Here is a 25044-nt window from a genome sequence, read left to right on the forward strand (position 1 = left end):
AAAATATGATAAACTTTCATTTGTTCGGTTCGACGGAACCGAATAAATGCCGGCGTGTCGGAATGGCAGACGAGGCAGACTCAAAATCTGTTGTGGGCAACCACGTGCGGGTTCAAGTCCCGCTGCCGGCATTAAAATTTTGGAAAAGAATCGACTACTGGTCGGTTCTTTTTTTACGCGAGTAGCGAGAAAAATCTGGGAGAAAAGAAGGAGCCAAGCTCGCTTTGGCGAACTTCTTTTCTGTTCAGATTTGGCGAGCACCGCGATAACTCGAGAAACTCGCTAAGCGTGTTTCCCGTAGTTACGCGAGTAGAAGGTAAGGAGAATTACATGGAACAGACCAATGACAGAACATTTTTAGAAACAGAACCGGTAGGAAAGCTGTTATTAAAACTGGCATTGCCTACCGTTGCAGCCCAGTTGATTAATATGATGTATAACATAGTAGATCGTATGTACATCGGCCATATTCCGGGGGATGGTGCAATGGCACTAACCGGAGTTGGTGTATGCATGCCGCTTATTATGGTAGTATCTGCGTTTGCAGCACTGATTAGCAATGGTGGTGCTCCACGGGCAACCATATTTATGGGAAAAGGAGAGAAGGACAAGGCGGAAAAAACGCTGGGGAACTGTTTTTGCACCCAGATTATTGTATCGCTGATACTGACTGCATTTCTGCTGGCTGGAAACAGAGGCTTTCTTCTGGCATTTGGAGCCAGCGAAAATACAATTTCTTTTGCTGCTGATTATATGAATATTTATGCTATAGGAACGATTTTTGTGCAGTTGACCCTGGGGATGAATGCATTTATTACGGCGCAGGGATTTGCCAGAACCAGTATGCTGTCGGTACTGATTGGTGCAGTGATTAACATTGTGCTGGATCCGGTATTTATCTTTGGATTTGGAATGGGTGTAAAAGGAGCAGCGCTGGCAACGGTTCTTTCCCAGGCATGTTCCTGTATCTGGGTGCTGGCTTTCTTATGCGGAAAGAAAACGCATCTTCGCCTGAAAGGAAAAAATATGGTTTTGCAGGCAAATATTATTTGGCCGAGTATTGCACTTGGAACAGCAATGTTTATTATGCAGGCAAGCGAGAGCGTGATTTCAGTCTGCTTTAATTCTTCGTTATTACGATATGGCGGAGATATGGCAGTAGGAGCCATGACCATATTAACCAGTGTCATGCAGTTTGCACTACTTCCGTTACAGGGATTGGGTCAGGGAGCGCAGCCGATTATCAGCTATAATTATGGAGCCAAAAGAGCAGACAGGGTAAAAGAAGCCTATTTTTTATTATTGAAAATTGATGTTGGATTTTCCTTTGTTTTGTGGGCATTGGTGATGGCATTTCCAAGAGCATTTGCAGCCATGTTTACCTCGGATGAGGCACTGATTGCATATACGGGAAATGCACTCCGGATTTATCTTATGGCAATTATGATATTCGGAATCCAGATGGCGTGTCAGATGGCATTTACATCACTGGGAAAAGCAGTATCTTCCATTATTGTAGCGGTCATGCGTAAATTCGTATTATTACTGCCGCTTATTTATATTATGCCGCACATTTTTACCGGCAATCAGGCAATGGCAGTTTATATGGCAGAGCCGGTAGCGGATGTGCTGGCGGTAAGCTTTACGTCTGTACTGTTCTATTTCCAGTTCCGCAAGGTGCTGCGTCAGATAGAAGAATAGTTCAAAAAGAGCCTTTTTGAGGCTCTTTTTCGTTGACAATAAGTTATCATATATGATAACATAGAGACAGTTGTTGAGGTGAGAAATGGAGAAGAATAAGAGCAGGGAGCAGTCGACGCGTTCGGATGTGGTGCGTCAGTTGAAGGCGGTGCGCAAGGAACAGCATATTACCCAGGAAGTGCTTGCAGAGCGGGCAGGCACGAAGAAATCCAATATTTCCAGATTGGAGAGCGGAAGATATAATCCAAGTCTGGATTTTCTAGTGAAGGTAGCAGGCTGTCTGGGGAAGACCGTAGAGATTCAGATTATGGACAAATAGAAGGAGACAGGGTATTATTATGAAGAAGAACAAACCGAAGACCATGGGGAAAAATATTGACCGGGATGTGGAATTATGCAGAACTACCAATGCCAGAGTCAGCAGTCAGATGATGCGGACACTGGTAAGCCATGAGATCCCATTTACACAGAACTGGGTGAGAGTTCCATTTTATAAGAGAGTTGCTTATAATGGGGCGAAGGAAGTCTGCGTTATCAGCACACATTATAACCAGTATCAGCGGGCGAGAAGAGTATTAGACCATATGGAAGTGGTATATCGGGAACGCATGATTTTGCATGCGGTATAAGACAGGAGGAAAAAGAGATGGAGAGCTTAACAAAGCAGTTTCCGGATAAGGAGACCTTTGACAAATTCTTTGTAGAGAATTTCAAGACCATGACTTACGAAGATGTAAAAGAAGGCTTAGAGGAATTAGTCAAGGCAGAAGGATTAAATATATTTCAGGATGATTATGTGAAAAATGTACGGAAAGAGGATTTTAAAGAGCATCTTTCCAAGGGCGCACGATTTGAATTTGAAAATGCCATGACAGAAGCATTTTACGATAAGAATCCGGAAGTATATGAGGCGGCATTTGGACTTTACGAAGAAGTACCAAAGCAGGCAATGGCAATTACTGAGACTTTTCACCGCACGTATCAGGAGATATATGAAGAAAGTTTAAATTGTATGTTTGATGCAGTGATAGCTCCGTTGTTATAAGAAAAAATTTTTCGGATATTTGAATGTATAATCCACTTTTTTAGAATAGCAGATTCTGACTGTGATTCTAAGAAAGTGGATTTTTTCGTTGTCAGGCATTCATAAGAAAATGCTGGTGGCAGGTTTTGTAGGTGTAATTTGGAAAGCGTACTTCCTGACTTTAGAAAAATTTAATTTCAAAAAGTGAAAAGATTGTGCTACCATTACAATAAGCAGGTAACAGGTGATTGTGAAGGGGATAGATTTTGTCCTGAAAATATTACGGGATGCACAGAGGGATTATCTTTATTCGATATGAAATGCCGATCGTTCTTAGAATGCGTGTTTTTCTTGTTTGTAAACTGTCTTTCCGGTTGCTTTGGCGGAATAGCTGCACTGTCCGTCGAAGGCAGATGCCACATAATGCCTGCAAGGGACACTGGGAATTTCGATATTATATGTAATCGCATCTGGCAACCGGCACAAATTCACATCCTTGTTCAGTAGTGCCTCGCTGGTGCATCCGTGCACCAGCGTTGCCTGTTGCCAGACGAAATTCCAAGTGTCCCTAAACAGCCCTTATCAGGCATCTGTATTTCGACGAACCGTGTAGCTCTTCTGACAAACATTGGAAAGACGGTTTTTATAACAACAAGGAAAACACGTATTTTAGAACCATGGCATTTCATAGCAGAAGATAATCCCCTGCGCATCAGCGTAATATAATTGGAACAAAGTTCGCTATCCCGTTTGCACAATCACCTGAATAACCAGAATAAAAGGAGGAAGCTATCAAATGGCATTTGTATCCTTTCAGAATGTAAGTAAAGTATATAAAACCGGAGAAGTTACGATAGAAGCATTACATGATGTGAATTTTGAAATAGAAAAGGGAGAATTCTGCGTTATCGTAGGAGCGTCCGGAGCAGGAAAGACAACAATATTAAATATATTGGGAGGAATGGATTATCTGACCACCGGAAAAGTATATCTGGATGGAGAAGAAGTCTCAGCATATAATAAGCGGCAGCTTACCAGTTACCGGAGATATGATGTGGGATTTGTATTCCAGTTTTATAATCTGGTGCAGAATCTTACAGCATTGGAAAATGTTGAACTTGCAGCACAGATTTGCAAGGAACCGTTAGATGCAGCAACAGTTTTAGAAGAGGTGGGCTTAAGTGAACGGAAAGCCAATTTCCCGGCACAGCTATCCGGTGGAGAACAGCAGAGAGTGGCAATTGCGAGAGCACTGGCAAAGAATCCGAAGGTGCTGCTTTGTGATGAACCGACAGGCGCACTGGATTATAATACCGGAAAAGCCGTTTTAAAACTGCTGCAGAACACCTGCAGAAAACAGGGCAAAACCGTCATTGTAATTACACATAATCAGGCACTGACTGCAATGGCAGACCGTGTCATTACCGTAAAGAGCGGAACCATTCAAAAGATAGAGAAAAATGAACATATCGTGGATGTCGATGAGATTGAATGGTAGTCCATGTGGAAAAGAAAGGGTTTGAAATATGAAATCCATGATGAAGAGAAATACATTTCGTGAGATAAAGAAAAGCTTTGGAAGATATTTTGCTATCCTTGCCATTATTGCACTGGGTGTTGCATTTTTTTCCGGCCTTAAGATTACCCAGTCGGTCATGGTGCATTCTGCGGATGTCTATTTAAAGGATTTGCAATTCTATGATTATCGTCTGGTATCCACACTTGGCTTTACAGAAGAAAATGTAGAAGCACTGGCAGAAAAAGAAGATGTCCGGGCGGCAGAGGGTGCCATATCGGCAGAGGTTCTTTATAAGGATGCCGGAGAAAATGAGCGCGTTATCAAGATGCATTCCATCACAGAGAAGGTCAATAAACTGAAGCTGATTGCCGGAGAAATGCCGCAGTCCGCTGATGAATGTGTGGTAGATTCCGCACTTTTTTCAGAAGATGCCATTGGAAGCAAGCTGGTTCTTTCGGAAAATAATACAACAGATGATTTAGATAAATTTGCATACAAAGAATATACGATTACCGGACTGGTACAGTCACCGTGCTATATCCAGTTTGAACGTGGCAATACATCCATTGGAAATGGCAGAATCAGCGGATTTGCCTATATATTAAAAGATGGATTTGCAGTAGATTATGACACAGAAATCTATATTAAATTTGATGAAGATTATGACATCTATTCCGATGAGTATGATTCCTATATGGACGCAAAGGAAGCAGACTGGGAGGCCTATACAAAGGAACAGGCAGATATCCGTTATGAAAAGATTGTAAAAGACGCACAGGACGAACTGGATGAGAAGAAGGAAGAGTTAGAGGAAAAGCGGGCAGAAGCGGAAGTGGAATTAGAATCGGCAAAGCAGCAGCTTACGGATGGAGAAACAGAGATCTCCGATGGAAAAAATCAGATTGCTTCTGCAAAGACCGAGCTTTCTGCTAAAGCATCGGAGTTGCAGTCCGGGAAGGATGCATTGTCTTCTAAGGCGGCAGAATTAGAGAGCGCATCGCAGCAGATTTCCGGGCAGGAAAGTGCACTGGCAGCAAAAAAGGCAGAGTATGAGCAGGGATTGAATGCTTATTTGGCAGCAAAGCAGCAGGTGACAGATCAGAGAAACAGCCTTGAGGCTGCAAAAGCACAGTTGACGGAAAATACTCCGGGCTATGAAGAGATGCTGGCACAGATTGAAGCTGGTTTAACGGAGGTTGCCGGTGCAGAAGCAGAATTAAATGCAAAGAATGCGGAATTAGAAGCAGCCGCAGGTCAGCTTTCTTCTGCGGAAAGCCAGCTGGCAGCCGCAAAGCAGCAGATAGAAGATGGAAAAAATGCACTGGCAGCTGCCGAGGCAGAGCTTACGGATGGGGAGAAGCAGCTTGCGGCAGCAAAAGAACAGATAGAAGAAAAAGAAGATCAGCTTGAGGCTGCAGAAACAGAGCTGGCAGACGGCTTATTGCAGTATCAGGAGAATCAGAGTGAATTTGATGAGCAGATGCAGGATGCGGATGACCAGATAGCAGATGCACAGAGTAAGATAGATGAAATCGAGAAACCAGAGACTTATGTACTGGACCGGAATACCAATGTGGGTTATGTGTGCCTGAAAAATGATTCCGGTGTAGTAAAAGGAATTGCCAATGTATTTCCTGTATTCTTCTTTCTGGTGGCAGCGTTAATCTGCATGACGACCATGAATCGTATGGTAGAAGAACAGCGGACACAGATTGGAGTATTAAAGGCACTGGGTTTTAGTGAAGGAAAGATAATGGGAAAATATCTTTTCTATTCCGGCTCTGCAGCCATCAGCGGAACGTTAATCGGCTATGTGCTGGGAATCCATTTCTTCCCGTTAGTCATCATAACCGCCTATGGAATTGTCTATAAAATGGGTGGGATTTATTATGTGTCTGACCTGCCACTGGCACTGGTTTCACTTACCGTTGCAGTACTTTGCTCCGTTGGGACGACCTGGCTGTCCTGCCATAAAGAGTTAAAAGAAGTGGCGGCAGATTTGATGCGGCCGAAAGCACCAAAAGCCGGAAAACGTGTATTCTTAGAGCATGTACCATTTATCTGGAAGAGACTTAAATTCTTGCAGAAGGTATCCGTAAGAAATATTGTCCGCTATAAGAAGCGTTTCTTTATGATGGTAATCGGAATCAGCGGCTGTACGGCATTGCTGGTGATGGGCTTTGGTGTAAGAGATTCTGTAGTGGCAGTGGCAGACCAGCAGTATGAAGAAATCCAGCTTTACGACATCGGAGTTACATTAAAAGCTGGAAAGATGCCGGGAGAGGCCGACCTTAAATCTTTAGATTCTGCATTGGAAAAGGAAAATGCAGCAGGCATGTATGCCATGGAAAAGACCATTGACCTGGTGACAGATAAAGGAACTAAGTCGATTCATATGGTGGCAGTGGAAAATCCGGATGAAGTAGGAGACTTTATTTCGCTGCATACAAAGAAACAGGAGCCGATTGCTTATCCAAAAGAAGGAGAAGCAGTACTTTCGAAGAAAGTGGCAGAAACCTATGCAGTCAAAAAAGGCGATACGATTCTGCTGCGTGACAGTGACAACAATGAGATGCACTTAAAAGTCACCGGAATCTGTGAGAATCATATTTATAATTATGTATACATTGCACCGGAATCCTATGAAAAACAGATTGGGGATGTGGTATTTAAAAACGTGTATGTGAGACTGCCGGATGCGTCAGATATTCATGAAGTGAGTGCGGTACTGATGAAAGCAGATGGTGTGACGGCAGTAACCGTTAATTCCGATATGTTAAGCCGGATTTCACAAATGATGTCCTGTATGAATTATATTGTCATTATCATTATTATCTGTGCCGGAGCACTGGCATTTATCGTATTATATAATCTTAATAATATCAATATTACAGAACGGGTGAGGGAGATAGCTACCATTAAAGTATTAGGCTTCTATCCAAAGGAAACGGCATCTTATGTGTTTCGGGAGAATATGGTCTTAACTGCTATCGGCTGCGGACTGGGACTGATTTTAGGAAAATGGTTCCATCGTTTTGTAATGGGTGAGATACAGATTGATATGGTATCCTTTAATGTACAGATTAATGCAGTAAGTTATCTCTTTAGTGTTTTGCTGACGATGGGCTTTGCATGGATTGTAAACTGTATGATGACAGGCAAATTAGAACGCATCAACATGGCAGAATCCTTAAAATCAATAGACTAAAGCAGACTGTTTTTTTGCGATTTTTTTCTGGCAAACCGAAGGAGCGCAAGAAAGGATAAAAAAGTAGTCAGCAGTTCGCCTGCAAGCATGCCATAGAGGTAGCAGCGGATGCCATATGTTGGAATCAGTGCATAGATAAAGAAAATGCGTAAAGTGCAGCCGCTCATATTAATGTAGAACGCACGCCCCGGTTTCCCTAGACCATGAAGAACGGAAGTAAGGGTGGTGGACAGATAGAGGAAAGGGCAGATCCAGCTTAATATGAGTATGAAACTGCCAGCTAATGTGTTCTGGAAAATGAATTGTCCAATCCATTTTCCGGTCAGAAGAAAACCAAAGGTACAGGAAAAGCCAAGAAGCAGACAATAAAACACTGTTTTTTTTATAGTAAGGCGGATTAAGTGAAAATCCTTTCTTGCATAGGCTTCTGAAATAGCAGGCATCAGCAGCACCGAGACAGAATTTACAAGGACATTGGGAAAAAGAATCATTGGCATTGCCATTCCGGTAAAAATGCCGAAGACGCTCAAGGCATCCTGATTGCTGTAGCCATATTTTTTTAAGCAGATGGGAATCAGAATGGCTTCGATACTGGAAAATAAATGGTATGCTACATGATTGGTGGTAAGGGGTAGCGCAAAGAGGGAAAGCTCCTTAAAAATTCTTTTTATATGCCTGCTGCACTTTTTGAAATGAAGGCAGCTTACGGAAAAGAGTGAAGAAGCCAGTTCACCGCAGACAACACCCCAGACAGCAATGGATGGGGTGATGGGATAACTTTTTTCCAGGCAGATAAGATAAAGTGTATAGACACTTAAGACCCGGACAACCTGCTCCATAAGCTGGCTTACGGATGGCACCAGAGTTTTCTTCTTCCCATAATAATAACCATTGATACAGGCATGGACACTGGCAGGAATCAGGCAGTAGGAAAGAATAACAAGGAGTGGAGCACAACGGGCTTCATCTAAAATATGAATGGCAATAAAATCAGAATAAGAAATCAGAATAACAGTAAGTGAGAGTGCAATTCCCACAGAAAGAACCAGACCGGCATAGAGGTAACTCATGCCGGTATTTTTATGGTCGGCTGCAGCAACAAAGCGGGAGACAGCGGTCTGGATGCCTGAGGAACTGAAGGCAATACAGAGGGCAAAAACCGGAAAAATAAGCTGATAAATTCCAAGACCTTCCGCACCAATTATGCGGGAGAGGAATATTCTATAGAAGAAACCGATTACTCTGCTGGAAAGTCCGGTCACAGTAAGCAGGAGAGTACCGGCAATCAGTGGATTTGAAATGGATTTCAACGGTTTCAATTGGAGCCTCCATGAAAAAGCAGATTTGTCAAAAGTATATGATAAATCAGAGGCAGAAAGAACTATTCTCAGAGGGAAAGAAGCATGAAGAAAATGATTTATCTTGATAATGCAGCAACAACACCGACAGCACCGGAAGTAATCGAAGCAATGCTGCCCTTTTATGAGCGTCGTTATGGAAACCCATCTGCCCTGTATGATCTGGGGCAAAAAAGTCATGATGCCATAGAAGAAAGCCGGCAGATCATTGCGCAGAGCATCGGGGCGCAGCCGGAGGAAATATATTTCACAGCCGGAGGAAGTGAATCTGATAACTGGGCATTGAAATGTACCGCAGAAAGTATGGTTATGCGAGGCCGGCATATCATTACCACGAAAATAGAGCATCATGCCATTTTAAGAACCTGCGGATATCTGGAACAGAATGGTTATGAGATTACTTACCTTCCGGTAGATGACAAGGGAACGGTTTCCTTGGAGCAGGTGCGGCGGGCAATCCGGCCGGATACCATATTGATTTCTGTTATGATGGCAAATAATGAAATTGGCACCATAGAACCTATAACAAGAATCGGTATGCTTGCCAGGAGATATGGAATCTGTTTTCATACGGATGCCGTACAGGCATATGGACATATTCCCATTGATGTCAACAGAATGAATATTGATATGATGAGTGCCAGCGCACATAAATTCAACGGACCTAAGGGAACCGGATTTTTATATGTGCGAAAGAAAAAGAGGATACCTCCTTTTATCCATGGAGGAGGCCAGGAAAGCGGTGTCCGGGCAGGAACTGAGAATGTGCCGGGAATTGTAGGCATGGGAAAAGCGGCAGCCATGGCAATGGAAAGCTTAAAAGAGCGGATGGAAATCGAGACAAGGATGCGGGATTACTTGATTTATTCAGTATTAAAGCAGGTGCCGAAGGTAAGGCTGAATGGGGAATGGAACAACCGCCTTCCGAATAATGTGGACTTTTGTTTTGATGAGTTAGAAGGTGGGAATCTTTTGGTTATGCTGGATATGGATGGAATCTGTGCATCGGCAGGTTCAGCGTGTTCTTCCGGAGAACATGAGCCATCCCATGTGTTAACAGCCATCGGTGTACCGCCGGAAATTGCAAGGGGAGCATTGCGGCTTACTTTAAATGAAAAAATTACGGCAGAGCAGATTGATTATGTGACTGCCTGCATCAAAAAGAATGTCACAATCCTAAGGGGACAGAAGGAAACCGTAAAATTCACTTGACGGATGCTGACAGTGTGGGTAAACTGTGAGTGCAGCTAAAAATTTGCCTGTAGGATAGGATTAAATATATGAAGGAAAAAGTAGTAGTTGGAATGTCCGGCGGAGTGGATTCTTCCATTGCGGCATATCTTTTAAAGGAACAGGGCTATGATGTGATTGGTGTAACCATGCAGATCTGGCAGGATGAGGAAGAGACACAGCAGCAGGAAAATGGTGGCTGCTGTGGCCTAAGTGCCGTGGATGATGCCAGAAGAGTGGCTGACCGGTTGGAAATACCATATTATGTGATGAACTTTAAACAGGAATTTAAACAGTATGTAATGGATTATTTTGTGGCAGAATATTTGGCAGGAAGAACGCCGAATCCATGCATTGCCTGTAACCGTTATGTGAAATGGGAGTCACTTCTTGCCAGAAGCTTAAGCATCGGAGCAGATTATATTGCAACCGGACATTATGCAAGAATTGCAAAATGTGACAACGGACGTTTCGCAGTGGCAAAATCTGTAACAGCAGCCAAGGATCAGACCTATGCATTATATAACCTGACACAGGAGCAGTTATCCCATACATTGATGCCGGTAGGTGCTTATCATAAAGATGAAATCCGCAAAATCGCAGAAGAGGTGGGACTTCCGGTGGCTCATAAGAGAGACAGTCAGGAAATCTGCTTTATCCCGGATAATGACTATGCAGGTTTTATTGACCGTGAGGTTGGAGATGCAGTTCCGGGAGAGGGAAACTTTGTGACAAAAGATGGTGAAATTATCGGACGGCACAAAGGAATTACCCACTATACCGTAGGACAGCGCCGTGGCTTGAATATACCATATGGCAAACGGATTTTTGTAACAGAGATCAGACCGGAAACCAATGAAGTAGTGGTAGGTTCGCCAGAGGATGTATTTACGGATACACTGGTTGCAGACCATGTCAATTATATGGGACTTACCGATTTTGATGGCAGACGTCTCTTAGGTAAAATCCGTTATGGACATGCAGGAGCCATGTGTACCGTGGAAAATATCGGAGAGGGCAGGATCCGCTGTCATTTTGAAGAACCGGTCCGTGCTGTGACACCGGGTCAGGCGGTGGTATTTTATGATGGGGAATTTGTCGCAGGCGGTGGAATCATTATAGGAAAATAGTGAATTGTGCACAAAAATGAAATGATAAAATTATATATTATATACGAAGTTTACATTCCGGACTTGACGTTTCTGATAAAATATAGTACATTTGTAATGTAATAAGCAGGGACGCAAACCGGATTGTTACTAGAGATAGGCAAGACTGGATTGCACTTTAAGATAATTGTTAGGTCGGATTATTTAGAGTGTAATGCAGCTTTTTTTATATCATAAACAGGTGAAACGTAATGCAGATTATCAAAGTAATTAACAATAATGTAATCAGTTCCGAGGACGATAAAGGTAAAGAAATCATCGTTATGGGAAAGGGCATAGGCTTCGGAAAGAAAGCCGGAGAAGAAATAGATGAGACAAAGATAGAAAAAGTATTCTCCCTTCCGGACGAAAGTACCAGCCAGTTCATGCAGGTGGTAAAGGACATGCCGTATGAATATATCCGGACAGCCGAGCTGGTTATCGCATATGCCAGAGAAACATTAGGTTATCATTTAAGTAAAAATATTTATGTGACATTAACAGACCACTTGGGATACGCCATAGAGAGAAAGCAGCAGGGCATCGTTGTTGCGAATGAGCTTTCCTGGGAGATGAAGAAATTCTACAATGCAGAATTTCAGGTGGGATTGAAAGCCTTAGATATTGTAAAACAGGAACTAGACGTGGAGCTGCCGGAGGATGAAGCTGGATTTATTGCGATGCATCTGGTAAATGCACAGATGGGCGGTCAGATGAATCAGTCCAGGAACATGCCGGCAATGATAAAGGATATACTCAATATAGTCAGATATACCTTTCAGGTGGAATTGGATGAAAAGAGCCTGTCCTATGAGCGTTTTGTAACGCATTTAAGATTCTTTGTACAGCGGGTAATCAGTCGGGAAGACAGTGAACGTAATGATGAAGAATTTGACCAGTTGATTGCGGATCGTTTCCCGCGTTCCTACGAATGTGCACAGAAGATAAAGAGTTACATGAAGAAGAAGCTTGATTATGAAGTCTCGGATGTAGAGATTTCCTATCTGGCAGTACACATTCATCGTGTGATTCACAGTATGAATAAGTAAATACCCTTTCGGCAAGGGATTGTTACGTTAAGACGGCAAAACCCAGACGAATAAGACTCATAGGAAGAGTTTTATTTGTTTGGGCTTTTTTAATTTACAGGAAATTGCTTTCCTGTAAATTAAAAAACGCTCCGCGAGGATGCACACTGCGGCGTATAAGGTAGATGTCGCAAGCGACCGCCGCAGGCGCGAGAATGTGCCAAGGCACATTCGTTGTTTTTAACAAAATGAATAAAACACAAGAGTGTTTTAGATAAAAATGAACATGCTATAAAAAATAAAAATGGAGGGATTGTTATGGCAAGTAAGTATGATGGACTGGCAAGAATTATTATCCAGAACGTAGGCGGCAGGGAGAATATCATAAGCCTTGCGCACTGTGTTACCAGACTTCGTTTTAAATTAAAAGACGAGTCCAAGGCTAACACCGAAGTATTAAAAGCAACGGAAGGAATTGTGACAGTAATGAAATCTGGCGGACAGTATCAGATAGTAATCGGAAATCATGTACCGGATGTCTATGATGTGGTTTGTGAACATGCACATCTGGCCGGAAACGGAGCTGTTTTCGAGGATGCAGAAGACAGCGGAGAGAAGATGGGGCTTGGTGCAAGACTCATTGATTTGATTTCCGGTGTATTCCAGCCATTCCTTGGTGTGCTTTGTGCAGCAGGTATTATCAAAGGTCTTTTGGCGCTGTGGTCTTTTATCGCAAGTCAGTCAGGAATTGATGTTACCACAAGCGGAGCATATCAGCTCTGGTATTCCATTGGAGACGGATTCTTTTATTTCCTGCCGATTATCTTAGGATACACTGCAGCAAAGAAATTTAAGATGAATGAATTTATCGGAATGGCACTTGGTATATCACTTACCTATCCGGCACTGGTTAATCTGACTTCAGGAGAACTGATAGGTTCCCTGTTTGCAGGAACTTCCTTTGAAATGAATTATTATACAACCTTTTTTGGAATTCCTGTTATTATGCCATCCAGTGGTTATACTTCTTCAGTAGTACCAATTGTTATTGCAGTGGCTTGTGCTGCCTGGCTGGAAAAGAGATTAAAGAAAGTAATTCCGGACGTTATTAAAACATTTATCGTTCCGGTTGTAACTTTGGCAGTAATGGTTCCACTTACCTATCTGGTAATCGGACCGGTATCTACTTTCCTTTGCAACATTATCGGTATTATTTTCGGAGCAATCTATAACCTTCCGGTTGTAGGAGGTCTTGTAGCAGGTATCTTAGTCGGAGCATTCTGGCAGGTACTGGTAATCTTCGGATTACATTGGGGACTTGTTCCACTGGCAATGATTAATTATGGAACTTTAGGATATGACTTCATCCTTTCTCCATATTTCGCAGCATCTTTTGCGCAGTCCATGGTTGTACTGGCAATTGTATTAAAGACAAAAGATAAGAAACTTAGAAATATTGCATTACCGGCGTTTATCTCAGGACTCTTTGGTGTAACAGAGCCATGTATTTATGGTATTACACTTCCAAAGAAAAAACCATTCGTAATTTCCTGTATTGCATCCGCTATTGGTGGTGGAATCATAGGATTTGCCGGAGTTAAAACTTATATGATGGGTGGTCTTGGATTCTTCGGACTTCCGGCATTCATCGATGGTGAGTCAAAGAGCGTTTACAGTTTGATCTGGGTATTAATCGGTATGGCAGTAGCTATGGTAGTTGCATTCGTAGCAACTTACATTACCTATCATGATGATGCTCCACAGAATGATGAAGCAAAAATAGAAAAGAAAGGCACAAAAACCGCAGCAAACCAGGTAATTGCATCTCCTCTTACCGGAGAAGTAAAAGCCTTGGAAGAAGTAGAAGATGAAGCATTTTCAAGCGGAGCATTAGGTCAGGGTGTTGCTATTCTCCCGTCCGAAGGCAAATTATATGCACCATGTGATGGCGAAGTAGTAACCTTCTTCCCAACCGGTCATGCCATTGGAATAGTATCCGATGGCGGAGCAGAAATCCTGATTCATGTGGGCATGGATACCGTGAAATTAGATGGAGAAGGATTTGCACCGAAGGTAGCGCAGGGAGCCAAAGTAAAGAAAGGTGACCTTTTATTGGAATTTGATATTGCAAAGATTACAGGAGCAGGATATTCTGTTCTGACTCCGGTTATCATCAGCAACACAGCAGATTACGCAGATGTAGTTCCGACAGATGCAAAGAAAGTTGCAGCGTTGGACGCATTGATTACCGTTTTATAAATTAGTTTTCCATAGTTTTTTATACCTAAGGGTGCGGGCTCTGATAAAGGGCTCGTGCTCTATCCAACAAAATCAGAAGCCTTATTGCAGGGCAGAATGAGAAAAGAAAAATATAAAAACAGAAATTATAAATTTTTACAAATAAAAATAATAAGAAGCAGGAGGAAAAAGCAATGAAGACATTTCGTAAAGATTTTCTCTGGGGCGGTGCAACCGCAGCCAATCAGTTTGAGGGAGCATGGGATGTAGATGGAAAAGGAGCATCTGTTTCTGATATGTGTACGAATGGTTCCCATACCGAGCCGAAAAAGGTAACAAGAACCATTCATCCGGAATATCTCTATCCGAGCCACGAAGCAATTGATTTCTATCATCATTACAAAGAGGATATTGCATTATTTGCAGAAATGGGATTTAAAGTATTCCGTTTATCCATTGCATGGACAAGAATTTTCCCGACCGGAATGGAGAATGAACCAAACGAAGCAGGACTGGCATTCTACGATAAAGTATTTGATGAATGTTTAAAATATGGCATTGAGCCGCTGGTAACCATTTCCCATTATGAAATGCCATATGCACTGATTGAAAAATACAATGGCTGGGAAGCCAGAGAATGTATTGATTATTTCTTGAATTACTGCAAGGCAATTTTCGAAAGATATCAGGGCAAAGTAAAATACTGGCTGACCTTCAATGAAATCAATGGTGGAACCACACCGCTTGGCAACCTGCTTTCCCTTGGAACTGTAAAAGGCTATGAGGGAAAAATTACTGAGATTCCGGATGACCCGAAGGTTCGTTTCCAGGCATTGCATCATCAGTTTGTTGCCAGCGCAAAAGCAGTAAAATTAGCACATGAAAAATATCCGGAATATCTTATCGGTGATATGAATGTCTTTATGACCAAGTATCCATTTACCTGCAATCCGGAGGATGTGTTAGCAACACAGAAGGAAATGCGGATTATGAACTGGTTCTGTTCCGATGTGCAGGTAAGAGGAGAATATCCGGCGTATATGGAGCGGTATTTTGAAGAAAATAATATTCATGTTAAAATGGAACCGGGCGATGAAGAAATTCTGCGGGAAGGCTGTGTGGATTTCTATACCCTCAGCTATTATATGAGCAGTTGTGTATCAAAAGATCCAAATGGCGAGCAGACGGATGGAAACCTGATTGCCGGTCTTAAGAATCCATATCTTAAGGCAAGCGACTGGGGCTGGCAGATTGACCCACAGGGCTTACATTATTCCTTAAATGAAATTTATGACCGTTATCAGATTCCGGTTATGGTAGTAGAAAATGGCCTTGGCGCTTATGACAAATTAGAAGAAGATGGAAGCATTCAGGATGATTACCGTATCGATTATCTGCGGGATCATATCAAAGAGATGAAAGAAGCGGTAAAAGATGGCGTTGACCTGATGGGATATACACCATGGGGCTGCATTGATTTAGTAAGTGCATCCACCGGAGAAATGGCAAAGAGATATGGCTTCATCTATGTAGAAAAATATGATGATGGAACCGGAACTCTTGCAAGAAGAAAGAAAAAATCCTTCGACTGGTATAAAGAAGTAATTGCTTCAAATGGAGAAAACTTATAAAAGAAAGAAGGTATGGACTATGGAAAAGTTTAATGGAAAAAAGGTATTCAGCGGTATTGCAATTGGAAAGGTAAAACTCCTTTTAAAAGCTGAAAATCAGGTGGTAAGAAAGAGAATAGAAGACCCGGCAGCAGAGATTGCCCGCTATGAAGCAGCAAAGCAGACTGCAATTGAACAGCTCCACAAGCTTTACAAGAAAGCATTAAAAGAAGTGGGTGAAGTAAATGCACAGATTTTTGATGTGCATGCCATGATGTTAGAGGATGGAGATTATAATGATTCCGTTCACAATCTTATTGAGAGCCAGAGCGTAAATGCAGAGTATGCGGTAGGTGTTACCGGAGATAACTTTGCAGAAGTATTTGCAAATATGGATGACGAGTATTTCAAAGCCCGTTCCATTGATATGAAGGATATTTCTGAGCGTGTCATCAATGTATTATGTGGAAATGATATGGGAAGCGACCTTGGAGATGAGCCGGTTATTATCGTAGCAAAGGATTTAGCTCCGAGTGAAACCGTACAGATGGATAAAAGTAAGCTGCTGGCATTTGTAACACAGCTGGGCTCTACGAATTCACATACTGCAATTTTAGCAAGAACTATGGGCATCCCGGCACTGATTGGTGTGGAAATCAAGGAAGAGTGGAACGGAAAACAGGCAATTGTGGATGGCTATACCGGAACTCTTATCATTGAACCGGATGAAGTAGCTTTGGCAGAATATAAGAAAAAAGCAGAAGAGGATGCAAAGCAGAAGGAATTACTGCTGACTTTAAAGGGAAAGGAAAATGTGACAAAGAGTGGTCAGAAAATCAATCTTTATGCCAACATCGGAAATGTCTCTGACTTAGCGGCAGTACTTAAAAATGATGCCGGTGGAATCGGACTTTTCCGTAGTGAATTTCTTTATCTTGAAAAAGATACTTTCCCAACAGAAGAAGAACAGTTTGCGGCTTATAAGCAGGTCGCAGAGACCATGGCAGGAAAGAAGGTTATTATCCGTACCCTGGATATCGGAGCCGATAAGCAGGTGGACTACTTTAACCTCGACAAAGAAGACAATCCGGCAATGGGATATCGTGCCATCCGGATCTGCCTGACCCAGCCGGAAATTTTTAAGACCCAGCTTCGTGCTTTATTCCGCGCAAGCAATTACGGAAATATTGCAATTATGTATCCGATGATTATTTCGGTAGATGAAGTGCGTAAGATTAAAGCAATTTCAGAAGAAGTGAAAGAAGAACTTACAAAGGAAGGGATTCCTTTTGGAAATGTGGAGCAGGGTATCATGATTGAAACTCCTGCAGCAGCAGTAATGAGTGATGAACTGGCAAAAGAGGTTGATTTCTTCAGTATCGGAACCAACGACCTGACCCAGTATACACTGGCAATTGACCGTCAGAATGCAAAGCTTGACAGCTTCTATAATCCGCATCATGAAGCAGTGCTCCGGCTGATTCAGATGACCGTGGAAAATGCACACAAGGCGGGCATCTGGGCAGGAATATGTGGAGAACTTGGGGCAGATACAACTCTGACCCAGCGTTTCTTAGAGATGGGGGTAGATGAATTATCTGTTTCTCCTGGCTGTGTTCTTCCGGTTCGAAAAGCGATTCGGGATGCAGAATAATGAGCCGTAAACTGATTTTTTTGGATGTAGACGGAACCCTGGTGGATTTCACCATGCACATGCCGGAATCTGCCAGGGAAGCATTAAGCATGGCCAGAAAGCGGGGACATCTGATTTCGTTATGTACCGGAAGAACTGTAACGAATGTGTATCCATGGCTTTTAGAGTTTGGATTTGATGCCATTGTGGCTTCGGCAGGTGCTTATGTGTCTGCAAATGATAAGGTGATTTACCATAGCGTTCTGGCAAATGATAAGGTGCAGGATATGGTAGAGGTGCTGAAGGAGCACGGTGCATGCTTTATGCTGCAGGGAATCAACGGACGTTATGTGGATGAAGAGAATGCAAAGAAAATGAGAGAACGCTGTATGCGGCTTGGACTTGATATTGACGGTGCTCTAAACGGATTGACGCTTGTTGAACATCCGGAACAGATGCCGGCTCTTGAAAGTGGAATGTATTTTGATGCCGATATTCCGGTGGATGTGATGCAGAAGGAAGTCGGAAATTATATCAAGATAACCGGAGCAAGCTTTGGCAAGGATCGTCAGATGTCCGGTGAAATGACGAAGATGGGAGTCAACAAGGCAACCGGAATGCAGCGGCTTATGGATGAGTTAAAGATAGGCAGGGAAGATACCATTGCTTTTGGTGATGGACCAAATGATGTGGAAATGCTGCAATTTGCAGGAACAGGAGTGGCAATGGGAAATGCGATTCCGGCAGTAAAACAGTATGCGGATATGGTTACAGATAAGATTGATGAAGACGGACTGTATCATGCATTCGAACGGCTGCATCTGCTGGGGTAGGATTTGAAGTAAAAACAATTTTCTTATGATAGAAAAAGGCGGCGTGGTTTGTCAACTTAGGAGACATGATAAGTGCCCTTTACTGTATTTATGTTGTTTCCGCAGTTGACGAACCGCGCCGTTACTTTTGCATACACAGGAAAAATCGCATGCCTGCATACAGATTTGGTGAACACCGCAATAAGAAGAGAAATTCGTAAAGCGTGATTCCCATAGTTTACAACGGAAGAAAAGCCGGTTTTCTCTTTTCGAATACAGTAAAATACTGAAAGCCCGCTGCCTTTAAAATGTCCGGTACTTTTGCAAAATCAAATGCAACATGCTCCGGTTTGTGGGCGTCGGCACCGATGGTAATGATTTCACCGCCTAGTTCGTGATAACGTTTTATAATATCTTCTGTTGGATTCGGATGTCCCAGACCATATTTGAAACCACCGGTATTGATTTCAATTCCTTTTCCCATATCAATGAGCTTTTCTAAAATCGCATCAATGACATCGGCATATTTCTGATAAGAATATTCAAGGTTCCGGTTTGGACCGTAGCGTACCACATAATCGATATGTCCATATACATCAAAATGATCAAATACCGCAAGATTTTCCAGGATAGATTCAAAATATTCCTGGTAAGCCTGCTGTTCGGTTTTTCCTTCAAAAAAGCGGGAGTAGTAAGGGTCTTTGCCGTGGATTACATGGGAAGAGCCGATGACAAAATCAAAGTCATATCGGCTTATCAGTTCCTGATGTTTCGCTGCAAGATGAGGCTGCAATCCAAGCTCAATGCCGGTCAGCACTTTTATTTTATCTTTGTATTGCTGGCCCAGCTTCTGGATAGTTGGGAAGTAGACCGGAGTGTCTAAGATAAATTCCGGTTCATCCTCCGGATGTTCTTTTGGATAATCATAATCCATATGGTCGGTAATGCAGATTCCGCCAAGTCCCAGTTCGATAGAGGCTTTAATCATGGATTCTGGTGAGGTCTCACTGTCGGTAGAAAAAGCAGTGTGCATATGTGTGTCCCAAAGCATAGTGTACTCCTTTCTGTGGGGTGTATGGCGGGTAAGGTTGTGCAGGTGGGGAACTGGATGAGAAAGCTTCTTCCCAAAAGCACCGGAACGTTTGTATGTAAGAAGCCGGCACTTCAACCTGCAGTATTTTTCTTTCTTTTATAATAAGCAGTCTTTCCAATGTTTGACAGTATACTGCATTTTGTCTGCCGGCATGCGGATACCGTGAACAGCGTCTGTTAGGGACTCGTAGAATTCCTTTTGCAACCCGGCAACGCTGGTACATGGATGTACCAGCGAGGCACAATCTGAATATGGATATGAATTTGTGCCGGTTGCCGCAAATCAAATATCTTTGCAGGAATTCTTAGAGTCCCTTCAGACAAAGTGTGGTATCCGCTGCTGGCAGACAAAAGCAGTATCCGGTCAAAGCAGCCGGAAAGACAGCCTAATTTCAAGAAAAATACTGCCCGTGAAGTGCTGCGGATTCTCACATTATAACCGCTCCAGTGTTTTCGGGAAGAAGCTTTCCTATTCCTTTCCCCTACATATTGCACAAACCTTACCCAGTGTTTACACATTTCTACTAAGAAAAATGTTACATTTTCACAAGTATAGTAAAATCTTTGTATATAATACACAGAATACTATAATAGAAATTTGACAATCTGTCAAAAGACAGTATGAAAAATGGAAAAGCTATTGTAACATTTGTTTGAAAATGAGAAAGAAGAAATAAAAATAGTGAAAAAATTAACAAAGTGATGGGAACTACTTGAACTTTCGACAAAAATTGGTTAGAATAATACCAGATTGGGTACAATCCCAAATAAAGATATTTTATATTAAATTTCTAGGAGGAATTAATAATGGCAGTAAGAGTAGCAATTAATGGATTCGGCCGTATTGGTCGTCTGGCATTCAGACAGATGTTTGGTGCTGAAGGATACGAAGTAGTAGCAATCAACGATTTAACAAGCCCTAAAATGTTAGCACACTTGTTAAAATATGATTCTTCTCAGGGTAAATATGAGCATGCTGATGAAGTATCCTGCACAGATGATTCTATCATCGTATGTGGAAAAGAAATCAAAATCTATGCATTCCCAGATGCAAACAACTGCCCATGGGGTGAATTAAAAGTTGACGTTGTATTAGAGTGTTCAGGTTTCTATACAAGCAAAGAAAAAGCACAGGCACACATCAATGCAGGTGCTCGTAAAGTTGTTATTTCTGCTCCAGCAGGTAATGACCTTCCTACAATCGTATACAACACAAACCATGAGACATTAAAAGCATCTGATACAATCATTTCAGCAGCTTCTTGTACAACAAACTGCTTAGCACCTATGGCTGATGCATTAAATAAATATGCTCCAATCCAGTCTGGTATCATGGTAACAATCCATGCTTACACAGGTGATCAGATGACTCTTGATGGACCACAGAGAAAAGGTGATTTAAGAAGATCTCGTGCAGCAGCAGTTAACATCGTTCCAAACAGCACTGGTGCAGCAAAAGCTATCGGACTTGTTATCCCAGAACTGAACGGAAAATTAATCGGATCTGCTCAGCGTGTTCCAACCCCTACAGGATCTACAACAATCTTAACAGCAGTTGTTAAGAAAGCTGGCGTTACAAAAGAAGATATCAATGCAGCTATGAAAGCAGCAGCTAATGAGTCCTTCGGATACAACGAAGACGAAATCGTATCTTCTGATATCGTTGGAATGAGATTCGGTTCTCTGTTCGATGCAACACAGACCATGGTTAACCAGGTATCTGATGATCTGTACGAAGTACAGGTTGTTTCTTGGTATGATAACGAGAACAGCTACACATCTCAGATGGTTCGTACAATCAAATACTTCAGCGAGTTAGCATAATTTACGAGAGAAACCCGCAAAGCGTGTTTCCCGTAGTTTAACGAACAATCACTGCACGGTAGACTACTTTTTTAAGCGACAGGCTGCCAGAGTGCAGATAAGACTCAGGAAAAGGGTCCGGTCTTTTAGGACCGGGCTCTTTCTTGCTATTAGAAATAAAATTTAAAGGAGACTACTTAATATGTCATTAAATAAAAAATCTATAGATGATATTAATGTAAAAGGACTTCGCGTTCTTTGCAGATGTGATTTCAACGTACCATTAAAAGAAGGAAAGATTACAGACGAGAACCGTCTGGTTGCAGCGCTTCCTACAATCAAGAAATTAATCGCTGATGGTGGAAAGGTTATCCTTTGCTCCCATTTAGGAAAAGTAAAAACAGAAGAAGACAAACAGACCAAAACTCTTGCACCAGTAGCAGCAAGACTTACAGAGTTATTAGGACAGGAAGTTAAATTCGTTGTTGACCCTGAAGTTGTTGGTGAGAACGTAAGAGCAGCAGTAGCAGCTATGAACGATGGCGATGTTATCTTACTTGAGAATACACGTTTCAGACCAGAAGAGACAAAGAACGGAGAAGCTTTCTCTAAAGACCTTGCTTCTATCTGTGATGTATTTGTAAATGATGCATTCGGAACAGCTCACAGAGCACATTGTTCTAACGTAGGTGTTGCACAGTTAGTTGACACTGCAGTAGTTGGATACTTAATGCAGAAAGAAATCGACTTCCTTGGAAATGCAGTAGAGAATCCGGTAAGACCATTCGTTGCAATCCTTGGTGGTGCAAAAGTTGCTGATAAATTAAATGTAATCAACAACTTACTTGAGAAATGTGATACCTTAATCATCGGTGGTGGTATGGCTTACACATTCTTAAAAGCAAAAGGATATGAAATCGGAATCTCTTTAGTAGATGATACTAAGATCGATTATTGTAAAGAAATGATGGCAAAGGCAGAGAAACTTGGAAAGAAACTTCTTCTTCCGGTAGATGCTGTAACGATCAAAGATTTCCCAAATCCTATCGATGCTCCAGTTGAAGTAGAAACTTATGATGCAGACAAGATGCCGGCAGACAGAGAAGGCTGTGATATCGGACCTAAGACACAGACACTTTTCGCAGATGCTGTTAAGACTGCTAAGACTGTTGTTTGGAACGGACCTATGGGTGTATTCGAGAACCCAACTCTTGCAGCAGGTACTATCGCTGTAGCAAAAGCTTTAGCTGATACAGATGCAACAACCATCATCGGTGGTGGAGATTCTGCAGCAGCAGTTAACCAGCTTGGATTCGGTGACAAGATGAGCCACATCTCAACAGGTGGTGGAGCATCCTTAGAGTTCTTAGAGGGTAAAGAGCTTCCAGGCGTTGCAGCAGCAAATGATAAATAAGTAATCAAAGCACATGCCTGTATGCAGGCAAAAGCTTATATATTTAAGAAAGAAGGACATTTTAAAATGGCAAGAAAAAAAATTATTGCCGGCAACTGGAAAATGAACAAAACTCCTAGCGAGGCAGTTGCACTGGTAAATGAATTAAAACCATTAGTAGCAAACGAAGACGTAGATGTAGTATTCTGCGTACCAGCAATTGATATTATTCCAGCAATGGAAGCAGCAAAAGGTTCTAACATCTGCATCGGTGCAGAGAACATGTATTTTGAAGAGAGCGGAGCATACACAGGAGAAATCTCTCCGGCAATGCTTACAGACGCTGGCGTAAAATACGTTGTATTAGGACATTCTGAGAGAAGAGAATACTTCGCAGAGACAGATGAGACTGTAAATAAGAAAGTATTAAAAGCTTTCGAACATGGTATTACACCAATCATCTGCTGTGGAGAGACTTTAACACAGAGAAAACAGGGTATTTACCTTGACTGGATCCGTATGCAGATTAAGATTGCATTCCAGAACGTAACAGCAGAGCAGGCTGCAACAGCAGTTATTGCTTACGAGCCAATCTGGGCAATCGGAACCGGTGAAACAGCTACTTCTGATCAGGCAGAAGAAGTTTGTGGCGCAATCCGTGCCTGCATCCGTGAAGTATATGATGAAGCAACAGCTGAGTCTATCCGTATCCAGTACGGTGGATCTGTAAATGCAGGAAATGCAGCAGAGCTGTTCGCAAAAGCTGATATCGATGGTGGTCTGGTAGGAGGCGCTTCCTTAAAGGCTGACTTTGGAAAGATTGTAAATTACAATAAATAAGCTTTTTGGAAAATAGTATATTTTCATAAGAAAGAAGAAACGTCACGAAATGCATTATGACATTGGTAGTATTTACCGGTGAAATGCATTTGGTGGCGTTTTTTGTTCCCCGAAAAGAACAAACGAAAACGGATTCACCCATTGACATAGTAGGCGAATGGGTATATGATGCGAATGAACCAGAAAAGGAGGAATGCAGAGCATGATTTCAACCAAAGGAAGGTATGCATTAAAGGTCATGGTCGAGCTGGCGGAGCATGATGCGGAAGAATATATTCCGTTAAAAGGAATTGCCGAGAAACTGAATATTTCCCAGAAATATTTAGAGAGTATTTCGGCCATTCTTTCCAAGGGACATATGATAGAAGGAGTCAGCGGCAAGAAGGGCGGTTATCGTCTGAAGCGGAAACCGGAAGAATACAGGGTTGGTGATATCCTGCGGCTGACAGAAGGAACGCTAGCACCGGTATCCTGCTTAAGAGAAGACCAGGAGCCATGTGAAAAATCAGATTCCTGCTGTACACTTCCAATCTGGAAGGGACTGGCAGATTTGATAGATAAATATTTTGATGAAATGACGCTGGCGGATGTTCTGCAGTCGAAGCAGGAAGCGGAGAAGAAAGCAGCGAAGAAGAAACAATAGATGCAGGAGGAAGAAAAATGAGCAAAGAATTACTTTTAGAGGTTAAAAATCTGAATGTCAGTGTAGAAGAAAAACATATTTTACATGACGTAAATCTTGAAATAGGAAGACATGAGACACACGTACTGATGGGACCAAACGGAACCGGTAAATCTACACTGGGTTATACACTGGTTGGTAATCCACGTTATCAGGTAGAGAGCGGAGAAATCTTTTTCCAGGGAAAAAATATTACCGGAGAGCCGGTGAATGAACGCGCAAAGAGCGGCATGTTCTTATCTTTCCAGAACCCACTGGAAGTACCGGGCGTTACCTTAAGTTCCTTTATCCGTAGTGCATTGGAACAGAAGACTGGAAAGAGAGTCCGTTTCTATGATTTTAAGAAAGAACTGGCAGAGAAAATGGAACTTTTACAGATGGATCCGTCTTATGCAGAACGTGATTTGAATGTAGGATTTTCCGGCGGCGAAAAAAAGAAAGCTGAAATTTTACAGATGTTGATGTTAAAGCCGGAGCTTGCGATTCTGGATGAAACCGATTCCGGACTGGATGTAGATGCAGTAAGAACCGTATCAAAGGGAATCGAAGAATACCAGAAGAGCAGTAAGGGAAGCCTTTTGATTATTACACACAGCACCAAGATTTTAGAGGCATTACACGTAGATTTCACACACATCATGGTGGAAGGACACATTGTTAAGACCGCAGATGCATCCTTGATTAATGAAGTAAACGAGAATGGTTTTGCAAAATACGAGTAAGGA

Annotated in this window: 20 protein-coding genes and 1 tRNA gene; 19 read left to right on the forward strand and 2 right to left on the reverse strand. The window is 42.2% G+C overall.

What is annotated here, in order from left to right:
• Nucleotides 1–48 precede the first annotated feature (48 nt).
• The 7 genes from DV740_RS00515 to DV740_RS00545 all read left to right on the forward strand — a co-directional run bounded on the left by DV740_RS00515 (nucleotide 49) and on the right by DV740_RS00545 (nucleotide 7452).
• Nucleotides 49–131, forward strand: a tRNA-Leu gene (locus DV740_RS00515).
• Between the two features lie 199 nt (nucleotides 132–330).
• Nucleotides 331–1701: an MATE family efflux transporter gene (locus DV740_RS00520; RefSeq protein ID WP_117696893.1), complete on the forward strand. Its 1371-nt coding sequence runs from the start codon at nucleotides 331–333 to the stop codon at nucleotides 1699–1701.
• Between the two features lie 85 nt (nucleotides 1702–1786).
• The gene (locus tag DV740_RS00525) at nucleotides 1787–2020 is read left to right on the forward strand and encodes a helix-turn-helix domain-containing protein (RefSeq protein WP_022242419.1); all 234 of its coding nucleotides are present in this window, start codon (nucleotides 1787–1789) and stop codon (nucleotides 2018–2020) included.
• Nucleotides 2021–2039: 19 nt separating this feature from the next.
• On the forward strand, nucleotides 2040–2330 hold the full coding sequence (locus DV740_RS00530) for a hypothetical protein (RefSeq protein WP_022242418.1): 291 nt from the start codon (nucleotides 2040–2042) through the stop codon (nucleotides 2328–2330).
• A 17-nt stretch (nucleotides 2331–2347) separates the two neighbouring features.
• A complete protein-coding gene (locus DV740_RS00535; RefSeq protein ID WP_022242417.1) occupies nucleotides 2348–2746 on the forward strand; it encodes a hypothetical protein in 399 nt (132 codons plus the stop codon).
• 775 nt (nucleotides 2747–3521) lie between these two features.
• The gene (locus DV740_RS00540) at nucleotides 3522–4223 is read left to right on the forward strand and encodes an ABC transporter ATP-binding protein (protein ID WP_118056922.1); all 702 of its coding nucleotides are present in this window, start codon (nucleotides 3522–3524) and stop codon (nucleotides 4221–4223) included.
• A gap of 28 nt (nucleotides 4224–4251) precedes the next feature.
• A complete protein-coding gene (locus tag DV740_RS00545) occupies nucleotides 4252–7452 on the forward strand; it encodes an ABC transporter permease (RefSeq protein ID WP_242988739.1) in 3201 nt (1066 codons plus the stop codon).
• Here DV740_RS00545 and DV740_RS00550 read toward each other — a convergent pair.
• A complete protein-coding gene (locus DV740_RS00550) occupies nucleotides 7449–8771 on the reverse strand; it encodes a polysaccharide biosynthesis protein (RefSeq protein WP_118056921.1) in 1323 nt (440 codons plus the stop codon). The two genes, DV740_RS00545 and DV740_RS00550, sit on opposite strands and share 4 nt — an antisense overlap.
• An 84-nt stretch (nucleotides 8772–8855) precedes the next feature.
• On the opposite strand from DV740_RS00550, the gene DV740_RS00555 reads away from it, so the two are divergent.
• From DV740_RS00555 to DV740_RS00585, 7 genes are all read left to right on the forward strand, one after another.
• Nucleotides 8856–10022, forward strand: a complete 1167-nt coding sequence (locus DV740_RS00555; RefSeq protein WP_118056920.1) for a cysteine desulfurase family protein — start codon at nucleotides 8856–8858, stop codon at nucleotides 10020–10022.
• Nucleotides 10023–10090: 68 nt separating this feature from the next.
• On the forward strand, nucleotides 10091–11170 hold the full coding sequence (gene mnmA, locus DV740_RS00560; protein WP_118056919.1) for a tRNA 2-thiouridine(34) synthase MnmA: 1080 nt from the start codon (nucleotides 10091–10093) through the stop codon (nucleotides 11168–11170).
• A 230-nt stretch (nucleotides 11171–11400) separates the two neighbouring features.
• Nucleotides 11401–12237 (forward strand): BglG family transcription antiterminator LicT, encoded by an 837-nt coding sequence (gene licT / locus DV740_RS00565; protein ID WP_022242411.1) that lies wholly within the window; start codon nucleotides 11401–11403, stop codon nucleotides 12235–12237.
• A 297-nt stretch (nucleotides 12238–12534) separates the two neighbouring features.
• Nucleotides 12535–14475, forward strand: coding sequence for a beta-glucoside-specific PTS transporter subunit IIABC (locus tag DV740_RS00570; RefSeq protein WP_118056918.1), 1941 nt, complete (start codon nucleotides 12535–12537; stop codon nucleotides 14473–14475).
• Between the two features lie 173 nt (nucleotides 14476–14648).
• Nucleotides 14649–16085 carry a glycoside hydrolase family 1 protein gene (locus DV740_RS00575; protein ID WP_022242409.1) on the forward strand — a complete coding sequence of 479 codons (1437 nt, stop codon included), beginning with the start codon at nucleotides 14649–14651 and terminating at the stop codon, nucleotides 16083–16085.
• 19 nt (nucleotides 16086–16104) lie between these two features.
• On the forward strand, nucleotides 16105–17718 hold the full coding sequence (gene ptsP / locus DV740_RS00580; protein WP_118056952.1) for a phosphoenolpyruvate--protein phosphotransferase: 1614 nt from the start codon (nucleotides 16105–16107) through the stop codon (nucleotides 17716–17718).
• The gene (locus DV740_RS00585) at nucleotides 17718–18530 is read left to right on the forward strand and encodes an HAD family hydrolase (RefSeq protein WP_118056917.1); all 813 of its coding nucleotides are present in this window, start codon (nucleotides 17718–17720) and stop codon (nucleotides 18528–18530) included. The genes ptsP and DV740_RS00585 overlap by 1 nt, the downstream gene beginning before the upstream one ends.
• A 217-nt stretch (nucleotides 18531–18747) precedes the next feature.
• Here the strand turns inward: DV740_RS00585 and DV740_RS00590 are convergent, their stop codons facing one another.
• On the reverse strand, nucleotides 18748–19560 hold the full coding sequence (locus DV740_RS00590; protein ID WP_118056916.1) for a histidinol-phosphatase HisJ family protein: 813 nt from the start codon (nucleotides 19558–19560) through the stop codon (nucleotides 18748–18750).
• Nucleotides 19561–20408: 848 nt separating this feature from the next.
• On the opposite strand from DV740_RS00590, the gene gap reads away from it, so the two are divergent.
• The 5 genes from gap to sufC all read left to right on the forward strand — a co-directional run bounded on the left by gap (nucleotide 20409) and on the right by sufC (nucleotide 25041).
• Nucleotides 20409–21425, forward strand: coding sequence for a type I glyceraldehyde-3-phosphate dehydrogenase (gene gap / locus DV740_RS00595; RefSeq protein WP_022242405.1), 1017 nt, complete (start codon nucleotides 20409–20411; stop codon nucleotides 21423–21425).
• 181 nt (nucleotides 21426–21606) lie between these two features.
• Entirely contained in the window at nucleotides 21607–22818 is a 1212-nt protein-coding gene (locus tag DV740_RS00600; protein WP_022242404.1) for a phosphoglycerate kinase, read from the forward strand.
• Nucleotides 22819–22884: 66 nt separating this feature from the next.
• Entirely contained in the window at nucleotides 22885–23637 is a 753-nt protein-coding gene (gene tpiA, locus DV740_RS00605; protein WP_022242403.1) for a triose-phosphate isomerase, read from the forward strand.
• A 202-nt stretch (nucleotides 23638–23839) separates the two neighbouring features.
• Nucleotides 23840–24280: an RrF2 family transcriptional regulator gene (locus DV740_RS00610; RefSeq protein ID WP_117696912.1), complete on the forward strand. Its 441-nt coding sequence runs from the start codon at nucleotides 23840–23842 to the stop codon at nucleotides 24278–24280.
• A gap of 17 nt (nucleotides 24281–24297) precedes the next feature.
• The gene (gene sufC, locus DV740_RS00615) at nucleotides 24298–25041 is read left to right on the forward strand and encodes a Fe-S cluster assembly ATPase SufC (protein WP_118087249.1); all 744 of its coding nucleotides are present in this window, start codon (nucleotides 24298–24300) and stop codon (nucleotides 25039–25041) included.
• Nucleotides 25042–25044: the final 3 nt, after the last annotated feature.

Origin of the sequence: Roseburia sp. AF02-12 (assembly GCF_003461765.1) — a bacterium.
Lineage (GTDB): Bacteria > Bacillota > Clostridia > Lachnospirales > Lachnospiraceae > Roseburia_C > Roseburia_C amylophila.

Excerpts from the sequence above, each read along its gene's own strand:
- gap (WP_022242405.1), top strand. The coding sequence starts at position 20,409 with ATGGCAGTAAGAGTAGCAATTAATGGATTCGGCCGTATTGGTCGTCTG.
- DV740_RS00610 (WP_117696912.1), top strand. The coding sequence starts at position 23,840 with ATGATTTCAACCAAAGGAAGGTATGCATTAAAGGTCATGGTCGAGCTG.
- DV740_RS00525 (WP_022242419.1), top strand. The coding sequence starts at position 1,787 with ATGGAGAAGAATAAGAGCAGGGAGCAGTCGACGCGTTCGGATGTGGTG.
- DV740_RS00585 (WP_118056917.1), top strand. The coding sequence starts at position 17,718 with ATGAGCCGTAAACTGATTTTTTTGGATGTAGACGGAACCCTGGTGGAT.
- DV740_RS00540 (WP_118056922.1), top strand. The coding sequence starts at position 3,522 with ATGGCATTTGTATCCTTTCAGAATGTAAGTAAAGTATATAAAACCGGA.
- DV740_RS00570 (WP_118056918.1), top strand. The coding sequence starts at position 12,535 with ATGGCAAGTAAGTATGATGGACTGGCAAGAATTATTATCCAGAACGTA.
- licT (WP_022242411.1), top strand. The coding sequence starts at position 11,401 with ATGCAGATTATCAAAGTAATTAACAATAATGTAATCAGTTCCGAGGAC.
- ptsP (WP_118056952.1), top strand. The coding sequence starts at position 16,105 with ATGGAAAAGTTTAATGGAAAAAAGGTATTCAGCGGTATTGCAATTGGA.
- DV740_RS00590 (WP_118056916.1), bottom strand. The coding sequence starts at position 19,560 with ATGCTTTGGGACACACATATGCACACTGCTTTTTCTACCGACAGTGAG.
- mnmA (WP_118056919.1), top strand. The coding sequence starts at position 10,091 with ATGAAGGAAAAAGTAGTAGTTGGAATGTCCGGCGGAGTGGATTCTTCC.
- DV740_RS00575 (WP_022242409.1), top strand. The coding sequence starts at position 14,649 with ATGAAGACATTTCGTAAAGATTTTCTCTGGGGCGGTGCAACCGCAGCC.
- DV740_RS00545 (WP_242988739.1), top strand. The coding sequence starts at position 4,252 with ATGAAATCCATGATGAAGAGAAATACATTTCGTGAGATAAAGAAAAGC.
- tpiA (WP_022242403.1), top strand. The coding sequence starts at position 22,885 with ATGGCAAGAAAAAAAATTATTGCCGGCAACTGGAAAATGAACAAAACT.
- DV740_RS00555 (WP_118056920.1), top strand. The coding sequence starts at position 8,856 with ATGAAGAAAATGATTTATCTTGATAATGCAGCAACAACACCGACAGCA.
- sufC (WP_118087249.1), top strand. The coding sequence starts at position 24,298 with ATGAGCAAAGAATTACTTTTAGAGGTTAAAAATCTGAATGTCAGTGTA.
- DV740_RS00520 (WP_117696893.1), top strand. The coding sequence starts at position 331 with ATGGAACAGACCAATGACAGAACATTTTTAGAAACAGAACCGGTAGGA.
- DV740_RS00600 (WP_022242404.1), top strand. The coding sequence starts at position 21,607 with ATGTCATTAAATAAAAAATCTATAGATGATATTAATGTAAAAGGACTT.
- DV740_RS00535 (WP_022242417.1), top strand. The coding sequence starts at position 2,348 with ATGGAGAGCTTAACAAAGCAGTTTCCGGATAAGGAGACCTTTGACAAA.
- DV740_RS00530 (WP_022242418.1), top strand. The coding sequence starts at position 2,040 with ATGAAGAAGAACAAACCGAAGACCATGGGGAAAAATATTGACCGGGAT.